The sequence below is a fragment of the Halosegnis rubeus genome, from assembly GCF_009184545.1.
Taxonomy (GTDB): Archaea; Halobacteriota; Halobacteria; order Halobacteriales; family Haloarculaceae; genus Halosegnis; species Halosegnis rubeus.
Map to the genome: position 1 here is coordinate 159,097 of NZ_QJOW01000003.1, position 17,935 is coordinate 177,031.

Here is a 17,935-nt window from a genome sequence, read left to right on the forward strand (position 1 = left end):
TTCATGTCAGACACAAACACTCCGAACGACTCATACGACGGCGACCAGTCGTCGCTCACGTCGCGTCTGGCCGCGAATCCGCGGCCGGCGCTCCGCTGGGCGGCCGTCGCCGCCGTCCTGCTTGTCCTCGAGTTCGGTGCGTTTATCGGCGGCACGCTGACCGTCCTCCACGCGCTGGTACTCGGCGTTACCGGGCTCATCGCCGCGATGCTCGGTCTCACCATCTCGAAAGGCATCGAGACTAGCATCAACGAAGTCCAGGCGTCGATTCTCTCACAGATCGACAGCGTCCGGAGCACCGCAGAGGGAATTCCGACGCTGCTCAGCCGGGAGACGATTCCGAACCAGGGCCACAGGCTCGGTCCCGATGGCCCGTGGGCGGAGACGTTTATGGGACTCGAGCCGCGGCTCGCGTGGCTGCTCCGTGTCACGCTCATCGTCGTCTACGCATTCGTCGTCGCCTACTGGCTGTTCCGCGGCTGGGACATCTTCCGCATCTACTATCGACAGGCGGACTGGACGCCGACCGACGACATCATCAACCGACTCCGCAGCCACCGCTGGGGTGTGTTCGGTGTCCTCATCATCCTCCTGTTTCTCACGATGGCGCTGTTCGGTCCCGCGCTCGGGCCGACAACCGTCGAAGCGAACATCCAGTCGCCGTACGGACACTACGTCGAGTACTACTCCAACGAGACCGGCCAAGTCGAGAACGTAACCGTTGGGAACGCCAACTTCAACTCCAAGTCGAAGGGTGCCGGCACGAACGTGGGGCCGATGAGCTACGACAGCTTCGACCGGTTCCATCCGTTCGGGACACTCACCAACGGACGTGACCTCTTCACGTTCATGATGGGCGGTGCCCGGACAACGATTACGGTGGTCGGTATCGCTATCGGAATGAGTGCAGGCATCGCAGCCGCGTTGGGCATGATATCGGCCTTCTACAGCGGTACCGTAGACCTGGGCGTCCTCACAGTCGCTGACGGTATTACATCCGTTCCACAGCTGCTCTTGCTCATCATGGTGAGTGCAGTGTTCGCCGGCCACTGGATAACGAATGTACTCAACGGCGGGTTCTTACTCGCGATACTGTTCGGGCTAACCGGCTGGCCGGGGCTGTGGCGCGCCGTCCGTGGACCGGCCTTACAGGTCGCACAGGAGGAGTGGGTCGACGCCGCAGAGAGCTTCGGCCAACGGCCAGCGCTTATCATGTGGAAACACATGTTCCCGTACGTGGTCGGTTATCTACTCGTCTACGCGTCGATGTCGGCCGGTGGTATCATCATCGCGATGTCGGCGCTCTCGTTCCTCGGGAACGGACTCGGTGTGACCGCACCGACGCCAGCGTGGGGTCGCGCTATCGACCTCGGACAAAACTACGTCTCCACGCCGTCGTGGCACATCTCCCTAATTCCGGGCCTGATGATCGTCGCCCTCGTCACGGGTGCGAACGCCCTCGGCGACGGACTGCGTGACGCCATCGATCCGGAGACCGAGTCTGGGAGTGGTGAACAGACGGCTGCAGGAGGTGGTGCGTGATGGCGGAAGAACCGGTACTGTCCGTCTCCAACCTCCAGACGGTGTTCCACACCGACAAGGAGACCATCCGCGCCGTCGACGGTATCTCGTTTGACGTACACGAGGGTGAGACCGTCGGCATCGTCGGCGAATCCGGCTCCGGGAAGTCGGTCACCGCACGCTCCATCATGGGTATCGTCGAAAGCCCCGGCGAGGTTCTCCCCGGGTCGTCCATCAATTTCAACGGTCGGGAGCTAACGGAGCTGTCGGACACCGAGTACGAACAGCTCCGTGGTAGCGGCATCGGGATGGTGTTCCAGGACCCACAGCAGTCGCTGAATCCGGTCTACACCATCGGTAACCAGATTAGAGAGGCGCTGCGCATCAATCAGGGACTCCGTGGTGCAGAGGCGCGCGAGGAGGCGATTAACCTGCTTGAGGATGTCGCTATCCCCGACGCTGCCCGTCGGCTGGACGAGTATCCACACGAGTTCTCCGGCGGAATGCGCCAGCGGGCCGTCATCGCGATGATGCTCGCGTGTGATCCCGAGTTCCTCATCTGTGACGAGCCGACGACGGCACTCGACGTGACTATACAGGCTCAGATCCTTGAGCTCCTGGACGGGCTACAGGAAGAGCGGAACCTCTCGATTCTGTTTATCACTCACGACATGGGTGTCATCGCCGAAATCGCTGACCGCGTCAACGTGATGTACGCCGGCCAGATCATCGAGTCGGCCCCCGTCGAAGACCTGTTTGCGAACCCGAAACACCCCTACACCGAGGGACTGTTGGGAGCAATTCCGGGCGAACAGGCCGACGGCGAATCGCTGCGAACCATCGAGGGTGACGTGCCGACACCGAACGAGGAGGCGACGTACTGTCGGTTCGCGCCCCGGTGTCCAGAGGCGTTCGACGCGTGTGATGCGGTCGCGCCCGCACACGTCAGCGTCGGCGAGGACCCGGACCACACCGCGGCGTGTCTGTTGTACCCCGAAGAGCAGACCGAGGAGGAGCGGGTCAGCCACCACCGGTCGCTCGGAGCGAAGTCGCGTGAACGACCCGCAGGTGATGTGAATGAGTAACGCAATCGAGCGCAAGCAGACGGCAGCCAGCGGCGAGACGCTGGTCGACGTACAGGACCTGAAGAAGTACTACGGCGGCAACGGCTTCTTCGCACCGCCGCCGGTGAAGGCGGTCGATACGGTCAACTTCGAAATCAAGCGGGGCGAGACGTTCGGGCTTGTCGGCGAGTCCGGCTCCGGAAAGAGCACGCTCGGTCGCACGCTCGTTCGGCTCGAGCAGGCGACCGACGGGAGCGTCAGCTTCGACGGCACCGACATCACGGAGCTGTCCGGCTCCGAGTTGAAAAAGTGGCGCAGCAACGCCCAGATGGTGTTCCAGGACCCCGAGTCGAGTCTCAACGACCGGATGACCGTCGGCGAAATCATCCGCGAGCCGCTTGACGCCCACGGCTGGAAGACCAAGTCCGAACGGCGCGAGCGCGTCACCGAACTGCTCTCGGAGGTCGGGCTCCGCGAAGAACACTACTTCCGGTACCCACACCAGTTCTCGGGCGGCCAGCGCCAGCGTATCGGTATCGCCCGCGCGCTCGCGCTCGAACCCGAGTTCATCGTCCTCGACGAGCCGGTGTCCGCCCTCGACGTGAGCGTGCAGGCGAAGATCATCACGCTACTCGAGGATCTCCAGGAGGAGTTCGACCTCACCTACCTGTTCATCGCACACGATCTCTCCGTGGTCCGGCACATCTGCGACCGCGTCGCCGTGATGTATCTCGGCAAGATCATGGAAATCGGCGACACGGAAGAACTGTACGAGGATCCACAGAACCCGTACACGCAGGCGTTGCTGTCTGCGATTCCGCGCCCCGACCCGACGGTCACCATCGACCGTATCACCCTCCCCGGGACGCCGCCGAGTCCCCGCGACCCACCCCAGGGGTGTCAGTTCTCGACGCGGTGTCCGGCGAAGATTCGCCCCGAGGCGTACGCCGACGTGCCCGACGAGACCTGGGACGCCGTCGAACAGCTCCGCGAGGTCATCCGCGAGCGGTCGCGGATGTCGCTGTCCGCGACCGACCAGATGCGCAAGCGGCTCGGTCGGTTCTCGCGGTTCGACGACATCGACGAGACGGTCGAGGACCTCTTCGAGGAGCTGTCGGTTCCACAGGCCGTCCAAGACCACGTCCAGCACGCCGTCGAGCTGGTGAAGGATGGCGAACCGGAGGAGGCCCGCACGTATCTCCGCGACGAGTTCGGCGGCGTCTGTGACACGACGCGGCCGGACCACCATCAGGTGAGCGCCAGCGGGCGCGAGAGCTACTGTCACCGACACGACGCCGAGTACGACGACGTGACGGCGGTCCTCTCGAAGTACAGCGACGGTGCGTAATCGCTGGCTGCGTCTCGTCGAGTTCGCCGTCTGGGTCGCCGCCGTGACGGCTGTCGTCGTCGCCGTCGCCGCCGTACCGTCGTTTCTGCTCGGCACCGGCCTGTTGACGCTGAAGTACGTCCTGTTCGTGGTCGGCGTGTTGCTGTTCGGCTTCGGGAGCATCGCCATCCAGCCGAAGCGTCCGCGTCGTGACAGCGAACTCGTCACGACGGAGTCTGCAGACGAGTACGACTTCGAGGCGCGACTCCAGGACCTACCACCTCTCGCGGGTCGTCGGCTGCCGTTCAACGACCGTATCGGGCGCGACGCGAAGCTGTTCGCGGTCGGGCTGGCCGTGCTGGCGGTGTCGGCGCTGTTGGAGTACGGATTCGGCGTCGTCCGATAGACACGCACACCATTTATCCGTGCGGCTGTCCGTCTCCACGTATGGTCGAGACGAACCCCGACGAGAACCCGGACGCGCACGACCGCGCGGCCCGCGGGACCGACTCCGTCAAGGACGCATGGCAGCGAACTATCGAAGACACGCGAGCGATGGCGGCCGACCGCGAGGAGGCCGGCTACGAGACGCTCGTGGTGTTCGCCGACGACACGGCACCGGCAATTCCCGAACACGGCGACGACGATGACGACAGCTGGGGGTTCTCGTATCTCCTCCCGAAGAGCGACCGCGCCGAGTTCGCCGACTTCGTCGCCGACGCGGAGTTCGACGAGACCGGCGTGTATCAGGCGCGAGAACAGGGTGACGTGTTCATGGTCGTGGAGTGTATCGACATGGACGCGGAGCGCGTCCTCTTCATCGCCAGCGCCTACCAGATGCGTACCGCCGTCGATCTGGTTCGGACCGCGATGGACCGCGACGAGATGTACACCCACGTCCGCGACCTGAGCGGCGAAATCGTCGGCACTATTCACCACGACGACCCGTCGGGCTTCTTCCCGGACCCGGACGAGTACTACGCCTTCGAGCCAGAGCAGCTCAACCAGATGCCCGGCGGACTCCCGGGACAAGAGCCTGACGACGAGGCGGCTCCGGAAGCCGACGCCGAAGACGAGGACACGGCCAGCTCCGAGGACGACGCCTAATTCTGTCGTTCGGGCGGTGACGGTCCCCACGGAAGTGTAAGGTCTTAGTACCGCGCCCACGGCGTTCGGGGTATGAACGTCGCAGACGCCATGACGCCGCGTGAGTCGCTCGTGACCGCGGTCGTTCCGGGTTCGCGGACGGACGTGCTCGACCGACTCCAGGACGACGAGTTCTCGTCGATTCCCGTCGTGAACGAAGAGACCGGCGCGTTTCGCGGGCTCGTCTCCCGCGAACAGCTCATCGCCAACCCCGAAGAGGACCAGCTCGCCCTGCTCACTGAGGAGGTGCCGACGATCGGTCCGGATGCCGACCTGAGCGAAGCGGCTCGCATCCTGCGTGAGGGCGACCAGCGCCGGCTCCCCGTCGTCGAGGACGACGAACTGGTCGGCCTCATCACCATCACCGACCTCGTGCGCGCCGTCGCCGAGGGCGACGTGGCGGTCGACACGACCGCGGACCTGTTGATGGAGACGACCGTCAACGCCGTCTACCAGGCGACGCCGCTCACCATCGCCGAGCGCGAACTCGCCTTCGCCGAGGAGCCGTACGGCGTCGTCCTCGACCCGGAGGGGAAGCCGACGGGGATGCTCACCGAGGTCGACGTGCTCGACGTGGCCCGCATTGTCGAGGGTGAGGAGTCGACGGGCGACTCGATTGCCGACGACGACGACGACTGGAAGTGGGAGGGTATCAAGGCGGTCGGCTCGCGGTATCTCCCCACTCGAAACGTCAAGATTCCGGCCGAGCCGGTCGAGATGTTCATGACTGACTCGCTCATCACCGTCGGCCAATCCGAGCCGGTGACCGACATCGCACAGCTGTTCATCACCGAGGATATCGAGCAGGTGCCGGTCATGTCGGGCGACACGCTCGTCGGCATCGTCCGTGACGCCGACCTGCTGGAGGCGATTGCGTGAGCGAACTGGAGACCGTCGCCGAACTCGCCAAGCGCCGCGGCTTCTTCTTCCAGACCGCGGAGTCGTACGGCGGCGTCGGCGGCTTCTTCACCTACGGCCCGCAGGGTTCTGCGCTCAAGCGCAACGTCGAGGACAGATGGCGCGACCGCTTCGTCACCCGCGCCGGCAACATGGAGGTCTCTGCGCCGGACGTGATGCCCGAACCCGTCTTCGAGGCCTCGGGCCACCTCGACGGCTTCGACGACATGATCGTCGAGTGTCCCGAGTGTGACGCCTCACACCGTGCTGACCACCTCGTCGAGGACAACTCTGAGTACGAGGACGCCGAAGCGCTCGGCATCGAGCGTGTCGCCGACCTGCTGGGCGAACTCGATATCGCCTGTCCCGACTGTTGCACGCCGCTTGCCGGCGAATCGGTCGAGGAGTTCAACCTCATGTTCGGTACCGACATCGGGCCCGGCTCCTCACAGCCCGGTTACCTCCGTCCGGAGACGGCACAGGGTATCTTCACCGAGTTTCCCCGACTGAAGGAGTACGCTCGCGGGCAGCTCCCGTTCGGCGTCGCCCAAATCGGTGACGCCTACCGGAACGAAATCGCCCCCCGGCGCGGTCTCATCCGCGTTCGCGCGTTCACGCAGGCGGAACTCGAACAGTTCATCGACCCCGCCGAAGACGAACCGGATATCGAGTCCGTCGCCGACGTGGAACTGCCACTCTACTCCGCCACGGCACAGGAGGGCGACGGCAAACAGGAGACGTACACCGTCCGCGAGGCGGTCGAGGAGGGCGTCATCGAGTCGGAGTGGATCGCCTACTACCTCGGTCTCGCGCGCGACTGGTACGACGCAATCGGCATCGACATGGACCGCTTCCGCTACCGCCAGCACAAGGCGGGCGAGCGCGCCCACTACGCCGCCGACTGTTGGGACGCCGAGACGGAACTCGACGGCGAGTGGGTCGAGGTGACCGGCTTCGCGTATCGCAGCGACTACGACCTCACCAACCACGCCGAGGCGACCGGTGACACCTTCACCGTGTTCAAGCAGTACGACGAGCCGAAGACGGTCGAGCGCCCGAGCGTCGACCCCGACATGGCGACCCTCGGTCCCGAGTTCGGCGGGCAAGCCGGCGCGGTCGCCGACGCGCTTGACGCACTGGCCGCCGCGGGCCCGGACGCCTTCGACGGCGAGACCGTCGCGGTCGAAGTCGACGGCGAGTCGGTTGAGGTGGACGCCGACGTGGCGAACTTCGAGGTGGAGACCGTCACCGAGGCGGGCGAACACATCACGCCCCACGTCGTCGAGCCGTCCTTCGGTATCGGCCGGCTGTTCTACTCCGTGCTCGTCCACAGCTACGAGACCGACGAGGTCGACGGCGAAGAGCGGACGTATCTCTCCTTGCCGGCCGAACTCGCGCCGACGTTCGCGTGTGTCGTCCCGCTGGTCTCGAACGAGCCGGCCATAGTCGAGCAGGCCGAACGGGCGCGCGAGCAGTTGCGCGAGGCCGGCCTGGCCGTCGCCTACGACGAATCGGGCGCTATCGGTCGCCGCTACCGCCGACAGGACGAAATCGGCACCCCAGTCTGTGTCACCGTCGACCACGAGACCATCGAGAAAGAGCCGACGAGCGTCACCGTTCGCGACCGCGACACCACCGCACAGGCGCGTATCCCGGTCGAGGAACTGCAGGAGTGTCTGCTCGCGCTCCGTGCCGGTACCGACTTCGCCGACCTGCTCGAGCGCGACACCGTCACCCCACTGTAGATGACACACGAGGTCCAGCGGCGACTCATCCACGCCTCGGGCGGAGTGTTCCCGCTCGCGTACGTCGCTGACCTCTACCCGTATCGCGTCCTCCAGTACGGCTTCGCAGTCGGCGTCCTCGCCGTCGCCGTCCTCGAAACCCTTCGATTGTCGGGCGTCGTCAACTGGGCGCTGTTCGACCGGCTCACCCGCGAGTACGAACAGGAGAACGTCGCCGGCTACGCGCTGTACGTCGTCTCCATCGCCATCGTCCTGTGGCTGTTCTCCCCCGTGATTGCGATTCCCGCCTCCCTGATGTTGACCTTCGGCGACCCGATTTCCGGACTGCTCGGCTCCGGCGAACGTCGCCGCGTCAAGCAGTCGTTCGTCCTTCTCGTGATGTTCGGCGTCTGCAGCCTGCTCGCGCTCCCGTTCGTCGGGAGCTACGCCGCCGTCGCTGGGGCCGTCGCCGCCACCCTCGCGGACGGTGCGACGCCCACCGTTGCGGGCTACGTCATCGACGACAACCTCACGATTCCCCCTGCCGCAGCGGCCGCGATGCTCGCCGTCATGGGGCTGTAGGGACACAGCGCTTTTTCGTCCCGACGGTCTCTACTCCGGTATGAGCGACTTCGACCGCGAGGCCGAACGCGAGAAACTCCGCGAGAAGTACGAACAGGACAAGCAGAAACGCGAACAGTCCGAGCGCCTCTCCGAACTCCTGCTCAAAGGTGCGACGATGACGGACAAACACTGCGACGAGTGTGGCGACCCCATCTTCCGGTGGGACGGCCAGGAGTTCTGTCCCACCTGCCAGCAGGCCGGCGGGGCGGAAGCAACCTCACAAGACACGCAGCCACAGCCCCCCGACCAACCGCAACCCGACGCGAGCGAGGAACCGTCGGTTGAGGTCGAACCCGAGTCGGAGACCGAGCAAGCCGTGGAGCCGACGGAACCGGCGGAGCCACAGCCGCGACAGTCGACGGATTCACAGCCGCGACAGCCGACCGAACCACAGCCAAAACAGCCGACGGACCCGCAGCCCCGACAGCCGACACAGCAGTCCGAGCCGGTGACCCACGCGCCGCTGACGGACGCGGGCGACCTCGCGGCCGCACGCGCGTCGCTCGAACGCACCCTCGCGAGACTCTCGAAGCAGGCCGAACAGGCCGACACGCTCTCGGAGACGCGAAAATACCTCGCCGGCGCGAAAGAGGCCGCCGAGGCGCTCGACGCCGCAGAACAGATTTAACCCGCGTACTCGCTGCCGACGACCTCGCGCACCCGCTGTGCGGTGACGGGACCGACGCCTTCGACTTCCTGAAGCTCCTGCTCGCCTGCTGTCATCACTGCCTCGACGCTGCCGAATGATTCGAGCAGCGCGCGCGCCGTCACCGGTCCGACCTCCGCGACCGAACTGACGACGTACTCCTGTTGTTCGTCCAGCGTCTTGTTCGATTTCTCGCCGTGGACGCGCACCTCGCGGTCGCTTTCCTCCTGTTCGCGGCGAGCGATGACGTCGAGCAGGTTCGCCGTCCCCTGTTCGTCCTCGGTGAAGAGGACGCTCGCGCCGAAGTCGACGGCGAGCGAGGCCAGCGCCCCCCGAATCGCGTTCGGGTGGACGTTGCGCTTCCCGTAGAGGTTCTCCCCCTCGACGATGACGACCGGGCGCGCGTAGTTGCGGACCGCGTCGCCCACCTGCTCGAACATCGAGCGGTCCTCGCCGAGCAACGTGTCGAGGAAGTCGTCCACGCTCTTGCGCTCGACGACGACGCGGTCCGAGAGCACGTAGTCGCCGACGGCCAGCGTCTCCAGTCGCGTCTCGATGCCGTCGCGCTTCGAGAGGTCACGCGCGATGGTCGAATCGAGTTCGCGCTGGTCGGCGACGATTTCGACGCCCGACTCGTCGGTTCCGGCGACGGCGGCCACGCCGTCGTTCTCTTCGTCCTCGGCCGCCGACGCTTCTGATTCCTCCCGTTCGCCGGCAAACGAATCCAGTCCGGCCTGTCCGTCGCCCTCACCATCGTCTACTGGCGCGTCGGCCCCTTCGTCGTCGTCGCTGTCGTCCGTGGCTCCCTTCGCTGTCGTCGCTGAGTCCCCATCGCTCTCCTCGAAGCTCCCCAGTGACTCCTGGCTCAGTTCGGATTCGAGTTCGCTCGTCATCCCCTTCAGCGAGCGGAGTTCTTCTTCCATCTGCTTTTCCTCGTTTTGTGCCATCCAGAAGAACGCCTCGTCGCGGGTGTCGTTCGCGATCAAGACGACGACCTTCCCCTCCGACGCGCGGCCGGTCCGCCCCTTCCGCTGGATTGACCGCACGCCCTTCGGCACCGGCTCGTAGAACAAGACGAGGTCCACGTCCGGCACGTCCAACCCCTCCTCCGCGACGCTGGTGGAAACGAGCACCTCGAACTCGCCGGCCCGGAAGGCGTCGAGCGTCTCCTTCTGCTCTGTCTGTGTCATCCCGTCGGAGCCTTCCTTGTCGCCTTGGCCGACAAACCGCCGCGCGTCGAACGACTCGTTCAGGAACTCCGTCAGGGTCTCTGCCGTGTCGCGGCTCTCGGTGAAGACGATGGCGCGCGAGCCACCCTCCAAGCCGAACGTCTCGGCAAGCAGGATGCGCGTCTTCCGGAACTTCGGGTGAAGCCCGTCGAACTCCTCGGCGAGTCGCATCGCCTCTTTCACCTTCGGCTCGGAGACGAACCGCTGGCTCGCCTTCGAGGCTCCCGACGAGCGGGCCTGCTCGCGCTGGCGCTCGAAGTAGCGACGGAGGGACTCAACCGACTGCGTCTCGACGAGTTCGGTCGCCCGCCGGAGCTTCATCACCTCGGCGTGGGCCGACATCCCCTTGTAGCCCGACGAGTCGTCGTTGTTGATGAGCCGCTGGAGCTGTGCGCGCACCTTGTTCAGGTCGCGCTGGCTCATGTTCGGATCCGTCGAGTTCGTCACGCCCAACTCCTTCAGCTTCGCGAGCCGCTCTCTGATGACCTCGTTGAGCGCGTCCCGAATCGCGAGCACGTCGTCGGGCAAGTCGACGTGTTGCCAGTCCACTTCCGTCCGGTAGGTGTGTTTCTCCACGTCGGCGTCGGCGTCGGTCATCACCTCCACTTCTACCAGGCCGAGATTCTCACACACAGTCAGAATCTCCTCTTCGTCGCCGCCGGGGCTCGCGCTCATCCCGGTGACGAGCGGCTCTTCCGCGTCGGCGTGGTAGCGCTCGGCGATGTAGTTGTACGCGTAGTCGCCGGTGGCGCGGTGACACTCGTCGAAGGTGATGTGCGTCACGTCCGCGAGCGAGATGCGGTTGCCGACGAGGTCGTTCTCGACGACCTGTGGGGTAGCCATCACGATGCGGGCCGACTCCCACAGCTCGGCGCGGTCGTCGGGTCGCACGTCGCCGGTGAAGACGACGATGTCGTCGTCGGCCACCTCCAGCGCCTCGCGGTAGAAGTCGGCGTGCTGTTGGACGAGCGGCTTCGTCGGCGCGAGCATCAGCGAGGTGCCACCGTACTCCGCGAGCCGGTGGGCCGTAACGAGACAGGAGACGGTCGTCTTCCCGAGTCCGGTCGGGAGACAGACAAGCGTGTGGGTCTTCGACGCGGCGTCGGCCAACTGGGTCTGGTAGGCTCTGTCTTCGAGAAAGCCCTCGCTCACCAGTGGCCGGTCGAGATACTCTACGTCGGCGTCTGCGGCCGCCATTACCTGCGATTGTTCGTTCTCGTGAATAAGGGTTCGCGTAGCGCGGTGAATGTAAAACGGGTCAGTCGCTCTCGTCGATGACGCGCGACTCGAAGTCCTCGGGGAGCGACTCGAGGTCGCCGGCCTGCACGCTCCAGAGGTCGGCGTACAGTCCTCCCTCCGAGAGCAGCGTCCCGTGGTCGCCCCGCTCCGTCACTTCCCCGTCTTCCATGACGAGAATCTCGTCTGCTCCCTTCACCGTCGAGAGCCGGTGGGCGATGGCGAACGTCGTCCGGTCTGCAGACAGCGAGTCGAGTGACTTCTGGATGAGATACTCTGTCTCGGTGTCGACGGCGCTGGTCGCCTCATCGAGGACGAGCAGCTCTGGGTCATGTAAGACGACGCGTGCGATGGCGATTCGCTGGCGCTGGCCGCCAGAGAGCTTCACCCCTCGTTCGCCGACGCGGGTGTCGTAGCCGTCCGGGAACGACCGGATGAACTCGTCGGCTTCTGCGGCCCTCGCGGCCTCGCGCACCTGCCGGTCGCTCGCGTCGAAGTCGCCATACCGGATGTTGTCGGCGATGGTGCCGTCAAAGAGGAACGTCTCTTGGCCGACGTAGCCAACGTGACTCCGGAGCGATTCGAGGGTCACGTCACGGATGTCGTGGTCGTCGACCCGAACCTCGCCGTCGGTCACGTCGTACATCCGGAGTAGGAGCTTGAGCATCGTCGACTTCCCCGCACCAGTGGGGCCGACGAGCGCGACTGTCTCGCCCGGCTTCGCCTCGAAGCTCACGCCGTCGATGACGGTCTCGGAGTCGTCGTACGCGAACGTCACGTCGTCGTAGACGACGTTCCCCTCCGCGTCGGTGAGTTCGGTACCGTCTTCGGGGTCGTCGACCTCGACGGGGATGTCCATCAGCCCGAAGACGCGCTCTGAGGAGGCCTTCGCGTTCTCGTACTGGTCGATGATGTTCGATACCTCCGCCAGCGGGGTCGCGAACCGCTGTGACAAGAAGAGAAACGAGACGAACGTCCCGACCTGGAGCTGGCCGGTCGCACCCGGCGGCGCGCCGACGAACAGCCAGTAGCCCCCCACGAGGAACGTGAGCGAGAAGGAGACACCCGCGAGCAGTTCCATCCCCGGCCGGTAGAAGTACGAGAGCCGCAGCATCGACATCGTGTCCTCGAACAGCTGTTTCGATGAGCCGCGAACCCGCTCGGTCTCGTAAGATTCGCTCGCCGTCGTCTTCGTCAGCTCGATGCCCGCAATCGAGTTTTCGAGACGCGTGTTGAGCTTCCCCATCGAGGAGCGGCGGGCCGCATACAGCGGCTCGGCTCGCTTCATGAACCAGTAGGTAAACGCGGCCATGACGGGTGCGACGAGCAGCGTGACGACCGCGAGATACGGATTTTCGAGAAAGAGCACGATACCGATACCGAGCAGCATCGCGCCCAGCCGGACCGCGCCGGTGAGCGCGTTGTCCAGGAACATCTCCAGATTCTCCGTGTCGGAGGAGAGAATCGACATCGTCTCGCCGGTCTGTTTGTCGTCGAAGAAAGACATATCTAGCCGGCTCATCTTCTCGAAACAGTCCACCCGGACGGCGTGCATCACGCCGTGGGCGAACTCGTTTGCGGCGACGCCGTACACGTAGGTGAACACGCCCGTCAGGAGGAACGCCCCGCCGATGAACGCGACCGAGAGCCAGAACAGCGGCTCTTGGCCACTCGGCAACAGCGACCCCGGGACGAGCGGAAGCGAGTACGTCTGGCCGTTGAGTCGGTTCACGGCCGCGCCGAGCACGAGCGGCGGGGCGAGCGAGGCGAACTGTGCGAGCAGGTTGGCGATGACTCCGAGCGCGAACCAGCCGTATCTGGGTTCGCCGTAGGCCGCAAACAGCCGTCGCATCGGTTGGTCCACGTCCGCGCGGTAGCGGTCGAAGACGCTCTCGTCTGTCATTACCCAGTCTGTGAAACGACCCCGATTAGGGGTTGTGTTTCCACGACCACTCAAGTGCGAGCCACGCCACGACGTGGTATGGACGCGGCCGCCCTCGTTGACCGACTCGACCGCTTTGGCGGGAGCGACGCCGAGCGAAGAGCCGTCGCCAGACAGGCGCGCGACCTCGCCGACTCGGGTGCCTTCGCCAGCGACGCGGGGTACGAACTCACCCCCGCGGTCGTCATCGAACACCTCGTGGACGCGCCCGACGGCGGTCCCGCCGACCGCTGGAACTGGTGGCTCGGCTCGCTGGAGGCGGCCCACGGCGCATACCGTCGCTTCCAGGTCGAGCGCTGGCAGGAGCGGTGATCCGTCGACGAGTGGCTTTTTGCTGACACCGGTCGGACCTCCGGTATGGACATCGAGACGGTGCTCGCGCCGGTCGACGGGAGCGACGAGTCGCTGGCCGCCGCCGAGTACGGCCTCGCGATCGCGGACGCCTACGACGCCTCCGTCCACGCGCTGTACGTCCTCGGCGAGGAATCGACGGCCGGGCTGAAGGCCGGCGAAATCGAGGAACAGGAGGTCGCCGCCGCCTCTACCGCGTTCATCGACGAGATTCGCGCGCTCGCCGGCGACGTGCACGTCGAGCAGTCGACCACGCACGGCTTCTCGGCCTCGCGGCTCTCACAACACCCCGGCAGCGTCATCCTCGACGCCGCCGAAGAAATCGACGCCGACTTCCTCGTCGTCCCGCGGGAACCGCTCGTTGGCGACCCGACGGCCGTCATCGAGAAGGCCACCGAGTACGTCATCGCGTACGCCTCACAGCCCGTGTTGTCGGTGTAGCCGAACGCTTTTTCGACGGACGCACCTCCCCCACGTATGGACGAGTCGACAGCCGCGAACATCGAGTACGTCGTCGGCGAGGGTATCGTCGAGGGTATCACGGCAAACTGGGAGGCGCTGCTCGCGACCGCAGACGACGTCGCCGCCGGACTCGACCGCGATACCGTCGTCTGTGAGCCGACCGACGTGACCGTCGTCCCGGCGACCGACCGGTTCGGACTCACGGCGGTGGTCGACGACGACACGTTCGGCCGACTCGACGCGCTCGACCCCGACGCGTTCGAACCGACCCACGTCGCCCGCGCCGAGAGCGACGGTCTCGTGCTCTTGCTCGTCGTGTTCGAATCCGACGAGCAGGCCGTCGTCCTCCCGCTGTACTACGAGCGAACTGCAGACGCCGAGGGCGTGCTTCGCGACCACGACGGCGCGCTCCCGATTCGGGTCCGGAGTCTCACGGCGCTCGAACCGGTCTCGTTCGTGCTCGATTCACCCGAGTACGTCTTCCCCGAGACCCCCTTCGACGACTAGTCGTCTCCGACCTCCTGGACGTGGCCACACTCCGGGCAGGTCACCTCGTCGTGGCGCAGGCCGGCAGAGCGGTCGCGCACCTCGCGCATCACCTCCGAAATTCTGTCCTCGGCGTCCAGCTCCTCGTCGACGGTGAGTTCGACCCCTTCCACCTCGAGCAGGAACTTCGCCACCTCCGTCACCTCGTACATTAGATCGTCCAGCTCCTCGGCGGTGAAGAAGTCACACATCGCGCCGTAGAGGAACGTCGCGCCCGCCTTCTGTACCTTCTCCTCGAAGGAGGCCCGCGCTTGGTTCACGGCCTGCGGGGAGTAGGTGTCCGTCATGAACGGGACGAGTTCGGGCAGGTTCTCGCCGATTTTCGTCATCTCGACGCCCGTCTCCGTCCGGAAGTCCGCACACAGCCGCGCGATGGCCCACTCGCGGGCGGTGATGTAGGTGCGGTCGCGCAGGAACTCGTTGGCGCGGTCGTAGGTCGCGCCGTCGATCTTCGAGAAGCGGGCGTACTCCTGTACGTCCTCGGGCACGTCCGCCTCTTCCGGCTCCTCGCGTTCGTCTTCGACGCGTTCGACGGCCGGCGTCGGCTCCTCCTCGGGCGTCTCTGTCATGGCTGAAACTCCAGCACGGTGGCGAAAAAGCGTGTCGCCCGCCCCGGCGGCTACCGGAGCTCGCGTTCCAGCTCTCGGTCGACGGTCGCGTCGTCGTCGAGTTCCATCAGCCGTTCGAGTCGGTGTTCGAACTCCTCGTCGGTCAGTTCTCCGTCGGCGTACCGGCGCTTGAGCCGTTCGACCGGGTCGTCCGGTGTCTCGTCCGTGTCCTCCTCCTCGTCGTCGGTGAGGATGCCGATCAGCGGGAGGACGACGGCGAAGCCGACGACCCAGATGACCCAGAACCACGAGACGTTGGCAAACAGCGCAATCATACCGGCACCCAAGATGAGGAACACGGTCACGCCCGCGATATCCTCACGCGCGTTCGAGACGACTCCCATGTGTGGGACTCCGCCGCTCGGATAAAAAAGCCCGCGCTCGTCGCCGGGACTCTTTTATGACCCGCAGGCGTCACCGAGGGCATGAACGTCCTGCTTGGCATCGGCGGGAGCGAGGACTCCTTTCGCGCCCTTGATAAGACCATCGACCGGGCCCAGGAGGCGGGCGACTCGCTCACCGTCGCCATCCTCGAGAACCCCGACTCCGACCCCGACCCCGACGACCTCGCCGAGCGCGCACGTACGGCACTCGAAGACGCCGGACTCACCCCCGACGTGCACGTCCTCGAAGGCCACGCCGGCAGTCAGCTCGTCGACTTCGCCGAGCGCGAGGGCCACGAACTCATTGTCCTCGGCGGCGGTGAGACCAGCCCACTTGGGAAGGTCCAGCTCGGCTCTATCGCGGAGTTCGTCCTGTTGAACGCCACCGTCTCGGTCACCTTGGTCCGATGAGTCGCATCTACCCCGACGAAGTCGCCGGACCGTACGACCCGCCCCCGCGCTCGCTCACGGACAAGGCCGGCCGCGACATCGAGATTCGTCGCTTCGAGGACGACATGGAAGCGCTCGTCTCGATGTATCTCGACTTCGACCCGGAGGACCGCGCGCAGGGGATTCCCCCGACGACCGACGAGCAGATTCGCGAGTGGCTCGACACCATCGTCACCGAGGCGGGCGTCAACGTCATCGCGTGGCACGACGGCGACGCCGTCGGCCACGCCACGCTCGTCCCCGACTTCGATGACAACGAAGGGACGGAGGGCCTCGACGAGTTCGAACTCGCCATCTTCGTCCTCGCGGAGTACCAGGAGTCGGGCATCGGCTCACAGCTCATCACCGCCCTGCTCGGGGCCGGCCGCGCGGAGGAAATCGACCGGGTGTGGCTCACCGTCGAACGATGGAATCACGCCGCCGTCGCGCTGTACGAGAAGGTCGGCTTCGAGCCGTCCGACACCGGGAGCTTCGAGTTGGAGATGGGCGCGAAGCTACGCTGACCGGACGTTCTTTCCGACGCGCTCGCCGAACTCACCGTCCTCGTACACGACCGACCCGCGCACCAGCGTCAGCGACGGGAACACGCCGTCCATCCCCTCGAAGGGCGTCCACTCGCAGTTCGTGTGGAGGTCCCCACCGCGAATCTCTCGTGGTCCCGACTCCACGAGCACGAGGTCGGCGTCGTTGCCCTCAGCAACCGTTCCCTTCGTGTCGAGACCGAACACCTCCGCGGGGGTCGCCGCGGTGAGGTCGCGCACGCGCTCGTAGCTCAACTCGCCCCGGTCGGCTGCCGCTAGCAGGAGGGGAAGTGCCGTCTCGACGCCGGGTACGCCCGACGGGGCCGACCAGATGTCGGTGTCCTTCTCGGCGCGGGTGTGTGGCGCGTGGTCGGTGGCGATCATGTCGACGGCGCCGTCGGCGACGCGCTCGAAGACGGCCTCGCGGCGCTGCTCGCTCCGGAGCGGCGGGTTCATCCGGCCGTGCGTGCCCAACTCGGCGAGGTCATCGCGCGACAAGAAGAGGTGGTGTGGCGTCACCTCGCAGGTCATCCCGGTTTCGGCCGCGGTGTCGATACCTTCTGGCGTGGAGGTGTGGGCGACGTGAATCTGGGTGTCGTGCTCGCGGGCGGTCTCGCAGGCCCGCTCGACGGCGACGGCCTCGGCCTCGGCAGTCCGGTAGGCGCTCCACGCGTCGGCGTCGTCCCGGTCACGGACCGATTCGTCGAACAGGGTCGCGTCCTCGGCGTGGACCGTGACGCGGGTGTCGGTCTCGCCCGCGGCGACGAGCGCGTCCTCGAACAGGTCGGCGTCGATACCCATCTCGCCCGTCGAGTCGGCGAGGAACACCTCACCGAGCGCGAACAGCGGGCGTGCGAGCAGGGAGTCGGGGTCCCACGGCTCGGTGACGCCGCCGTTGATGCCGTAGTCGACGTACGACTCGGTCGCGAGAGTGGCTTTCCGGTCGAACGCCTCTCCGTCGACGGTCGGCGGGTCGGTGTTCGGCTGGTCGACGACGGTCGTCACGCCGCCGGCCGCGGCCGACTTCGACCCGCTCGTCCACGTCTCCTTGTGCGAGTACCCCGGCTCGCGGAAGTGGACGTGAGCGTCGATCATCCCCGGGAGCAGCCGCTTACCGGTGGCGTCGATGACACGCTCGTCGTCGGTCGGGGTGAGATCGCCGACGGCGGCGATGGTCTCGCCGTCGACCCGCACGTCACACACTCGGCCATCGGCGAGCGTCGCGTCCTGAAAGAGCATACTCCGACTCCGGCGTGCC

General features: G+C 65.9%; 19 protein-coding genes. 14 read left to right on the forward strand and 5 right to left on the reverse strand.

Annotated features, from left to right (window positions below; all coding sequences use genetic code 11):
* Positions 1 to 3: 3 nt before the first annotated feature.
* From DMP03_RS08365 to DMP03_RS08405, 9 genes are all read left to right on the forward strand, one after another.
* Complete coding sequence (locus tag DMP03_RS08365) at positions 4 to 1,542, forward strand: ABC transporter permease (protein ID WP_152120246.1); 1,539 nt, start codon at positions 4 to 6, stop codon at positions 1,540 to 1,542.
* A complete protein-coding gene (locus DMP03_RS08370; RefSeq protein ID WP_152120247.1) occupies positions 1,542 to 2,606 on the forward strand; it encodes an ABC transporter ATP-binding protein in 1,065 nt (354 codons plus the stop codon). Before DMP03_RS08365 ends, DMP03_RS08370 begins: the two co-directional genes overlap by 1 nt.
* Positions 2,599 to 3,933, forward strand: a complete 1,335-nt coding sequence (locus DMP03_RS08375; protein ID WP_152120248.1) for an ABC transporter ATP-binding protein — start codon at positions 2,599 to 2,601, stop codon at positions 3,931 to 3,933. Before DMP03_RS08370 ends, DMP03_RS08375 begins: the two co-directional genes overlap by 8 nt.
* Positions 3,926 to 4,318 carry a DUF7555 family protein gene (locus tag DMP03_RS08380; protein ID WP_152120249.1) on the forward strand — a complete coding sequence of 131 codons (393 nt, stop codon included), beginning with the start codon at positions 3,926 to 3,928 and terminating at the stop codon, positions 4,316 to 4,318. Before DMP03_RS08375 ends, DMP03_RS08380 begins: the two co-directional genes overlap by 8 nt.
* Before the next feature lie 41 nt (positions 4,319 to 4,359).
* A complete protein-coding gene (locus DMP03_RS08385; protein ID WP_193221847.1) occupies positions 4,360 to 5,019 on the forward strand; it encodes a DUF7529 family protein in 660 nt (219 codons plus the stop codon).
* Positions 5,020 to 5,091: 72 nt separating this feature from the next.
* Positions 5,092 to 5,937 carry a CBS domain-containing protein gene (locus DMP03_RS08390; protein WP_152120250.1) on the forward strand — a complete coding sequence of 282 codons (846 nt, stop codon included), beginning with the start codon at positions 5,092 to 5,094 and terminating at the stop codon, positions 5,935 to 5,937.
* Positions 5,934 to 7,700, forward strand: a complete 1,767-nt coding sequence (gene glyS / locus DMP03_RS08395; RefSeq protein ID WP_152120251.1) for a glycine--tRNA ligase — start codon at positions 5,934 to 5,936, stop codon at positions 7,698 to 7,700. Before DMP03_RS08390 ends, glyS begins: the two co-directional genes overlap by 4 nt.
* Positions 7,701 to 8,261: a dolichol kinase gene (locus DMP03_RS08400; protein ID WP_152120252.1), complete on the forward strand. Its 561-nt coding sequence runs from the start codon at positions 7,701 to 7,703 to the stop codon at positions 8,259 to 8,261.
* A 40-nt stretch (positions 8,262 to 8,301) separates the two neighbouring features.
* Positions 8,302 to 8,931: an Sjogren's syndrome/scleroderma autoantigen 1 family protein gene (locus DMP03_RS08405; protein ID WP_152120253.1), complete on the forward strand. Its 630-nt coding sequence runs from the start codon at positions 8,302 to 8,304 to the stop codon at positions 8,929 to 8,931.
* Here the strand turns inward: DMP03_RS08405 and DMP03_RS08410 are convergent.
* Both DMP03_RS08410 and DMP03_RS08415 read right to left on the reverse strand, forming a co-directional pair.
* Positions 8,928 to 11,375 (reverse strand): DEAD/DEAH box helicase, encoded by a 2,448-nt coding sequence (locus DMP03_RS08410; RefSeq protein ID WP_152120254.1) that lies wholly within the window; start codon positions 11,373 to 11,375, stop codon positions 8,928 to 8,930. The two genes, DMP03_RS08405 and DMP03_RS08410, sit on opposite strands and share 4 nt — an antisense overlap.
* Before the next feature lie 61 nt (positions 11,376 to 11,436).
* Positions 11,437 to 13,317 (reverse strand): ABC transporter ATP-binding protein, encoded by a 1,881-nt coding sequence (locus DMP03_RS08415; RefSeq protein WP_152120255.1) that lies wholly within the window; start codon positions 13,315 to 13,317, stop codon positions 11,437 to 11,439.
* A 78-nt stretch (positions 13,318 to 13,395) separates the two neighbouring features.
* On the opposite strand from DMP03_RS08415, the gene DMP03_RS08420 reads away from it, so the two are divergent.
* Genes DMP03_RS08420 through DMP03_RS08430 form a run of 3 tightly spaced genes read left to right on the forward strand, consistent with a single transcriptional unit; the run spans position 13,396 to position 14,676 of the window.
* Positions 13,396 to 13,668, forward strand: a complete 273-nt coding sequence (locus DMP03_RS08420; protein WP_152120256.1) for a hypothetical protein — start codon at positions 13,396 to 13,398, stop codon at positions 13,666 to 13,668.
* Positions 13,669 to 13,713: 45 nt separating this feature from the next.
* Positions 13,714 to 14,148, forward strand: a complete 435-nt coding sequence (locus DMP03_RS08425; RefSeq protein ID WP_152120257.1) for a universal stress protein — start codon at positions 13,714 to 13,716, stop codon at positions 14,146 to 14,148.
* A 36-nt stretch (positions 14,149 to 14,184) separates the two neighbouring features.
* Positions 14,185 to 14,676, forward strand: a complete 492-nt coding sequence (locus tag DMP03_RS08430; protein ID WP_152120258.1) for a DUF7529 family protein — start codon at positions 14,185 to 14,187, stop codon at positions 14,674 to 14,676.
* Here DMP03_RS08430 and DMP03_RS08435 read toward each other — a convergent pair.
* On the reverse strand, positions 14,673 to 15,284 hold the full coding sequence (locus tag DMP03_RS08435) for a DUF5806 family protein (RefSeq protein WP_225871828.1): 612 nt from the start codon (positions 15,282 to 15,284) through the stop codon (positions 14,673 to 14,675). The genes DMP03_RS08430 and DMP03_RS08435 overlap by 4 nt on opposite strands.
* Before the next feature lie 50 nt (positions 15,285 to 15,334).
* Positions 15,335 to 15,667 (reverse strand): SHOCT domain-containing protein, encoded by a 333-nt coding sequence (locus DMP03_RS08440; RefSeq protein ID WP_152120259.1) that lies wholly within the window; start codon positions 15,665 to 15,667, stop codon positions 15,335 to 15,337.
* An 81-nt stretch (positions 15,668 to 15,748) separates the two neighbouring features.
* On the opposite strand from DMP03_RS08440, the gene DMP03_RS08445 reads away from it, so the two are divergent.
* Both DMP03_RS08445 and DMP03_RS08450 read left to right on the forward strand, forming a co-directional pair.
* Entirely contained in the window at positions 15,749 to 16,117 is a 369-nt protein-coding gene (locus tag DMP03_RS08445) for a universal stress protein (protein WP_152120260.1), read from the forward strand.
* Positions 16,114 to 16,659: a GNAT family N-acetyltransferase gene (locus tag DMP03_RS08450; RefSeq protein WP_152120261.1), complete on the forward strand. Its 546-nt coding sequence runs from the start codon at positions 16,114 to 16,116 to the stop codon at positions 16,657 to 16,659. Before DMP03_RS08445 ends, DMP03_RS08450 begins: the two co-directional genes overlap by 4 nt.
* Here DMP03_RS08450 and DMP03_RS08455 read toward each other — a convergent pair.
* Complete coding sequence (locus DMP03_RS08455) at positions 16,651 to 17,916, reverse strand: dihydroorotase (RefSeq protein WP_152120262.1); 1,266 nt, start codon at positions 17,914 to 17,916, stop codon at positions 16,651 to 16,653. The two genes, DMP03_RS08450 and DMP03_RS08455, sit on opposite strands and share 9 nt — an antisense overlap.
* Between the last annotated feature and the right edge of the window lie 19 nt (positions 17,917 to 17,935).

Bases quoted from the DNA above. Each gene is read 5' to 3' on its own strand.
- DMP03_RS08365 (WP_152120246.1), top strand. From the start codon at position 4: ATGTCAGACACAAACACTCCGAACGACTCATACGACGGCGACCAGTCG.
- DMP03_RS08370 (WP_152120247.1), top strand. From the start codon at position 1,542: ATGGCGGAAGAACCGGTACTGTCCGTCTCCAACCTCCAGACGGTGTTC.
- DMP03_RS08375 (WP_152120248.1), top strand. From the start codon at position 2,599: ATGAGTAACGCAATCGAGCGCAAGCAGACGGCAGCCAGCGGCGAGACG.
- DMP03_RS08385 (WP_193221847.1), top strand. From the start codon at position 4,360: ATGGTCGAGACGAACCCCGACGAGAACCCGGACGCGCACGACCGCGCG.
- DMP03_RS08390 (WP_152120250.1), top strand. From the start codon at position 5,092: ATGAACGTCGCAGACGCCATGACGCCGCGTGAGTCGCTCGTGACCGCG.
- DMP03_RS08400 (WP_152120252.1), top strand. From the start codon at position 7,701: ATGACACACGAGGTCCAGCGGCGACTCATCCACGCCTCGGGCGGAGTG.
- DMP03_RS08405 (WP_152120253.1), top strand. From the start codon at position 8,302: ATGAGCGACTTCGACCGCGAGGCCGAACGCGAGAAACTCCGCGAGAAG.
- DMP03_RS08410 (WP_152120254.1), bottom strand. From the start codon at position 11,375: ATGGCGGCCGCAGACGCCGACGTAGAGTATCTCGACCGGCCACTGGTG.
- DMP03_RS08415 (WP_152120255.1), bottom strand. From the start codon at position 13,317: ATGACAGACGAGAGCGTCTTCGACCGCTACCGCGCGGACGTGGACCAA.
- DMP03_RS08420 (WP_152120256.1), top strand. From the start codon at position 13,396: ATGGACGCGGCCGCCCTCGTTGACCGACTCGACCGCTTTGGCGGGAGC.
- DMP03_RS08425 (WP_152120257.1), top strand. From the start codon at position 13,714: ATGGACATCGAGACGGTGCTCGCGCCGGTCGACGGGAGCGACGAGTCG.
- DMP03_RS08430 (WP_152120258.1), top strand. From the start codon at position 14,185: ATGGACGAGTCGACAGCCGCGAACATCGAGTACGTCGTCGGCGAGGGT.
- DMP03_RS08435 (WP_225871828.1), bottom strand. From the start codon at position 15,284: ATGACAGAGACGCCCGAGGAGGAGCCGACGCCGGCCGTCGAACGCGTC.
- DMP03_RS08440 (WP_152120259.1), bottom strand. From the start codon at position 15,667: ATGGGAGTCGTCTCGAACGCGCGTGAGGATATCGCGGGCGTGACCGTG.
- DMP03_RS08445 (WP_152120260.1), top strand. From the start codon at position 15,749: ATGAACGTCCTGCTTGGCATCGGCGGGAGCGAGGACTCCTTTCGCGCC.
- DMP03_RS08450 (WP_152120261.1), top strand. From the start codon at position 16,114: ATGAGTCGCATCTACCCCGACGAAGTCGCCGGACCGTACGACCCGCCC.
- DMP03_RS08455 (WP_152120262.1), bottom strand. From the start codon at position 17,916: ATGCTCTTTCAGGACGCGACGCTCGCCGATGGCCGAGTGTGTGACGTG.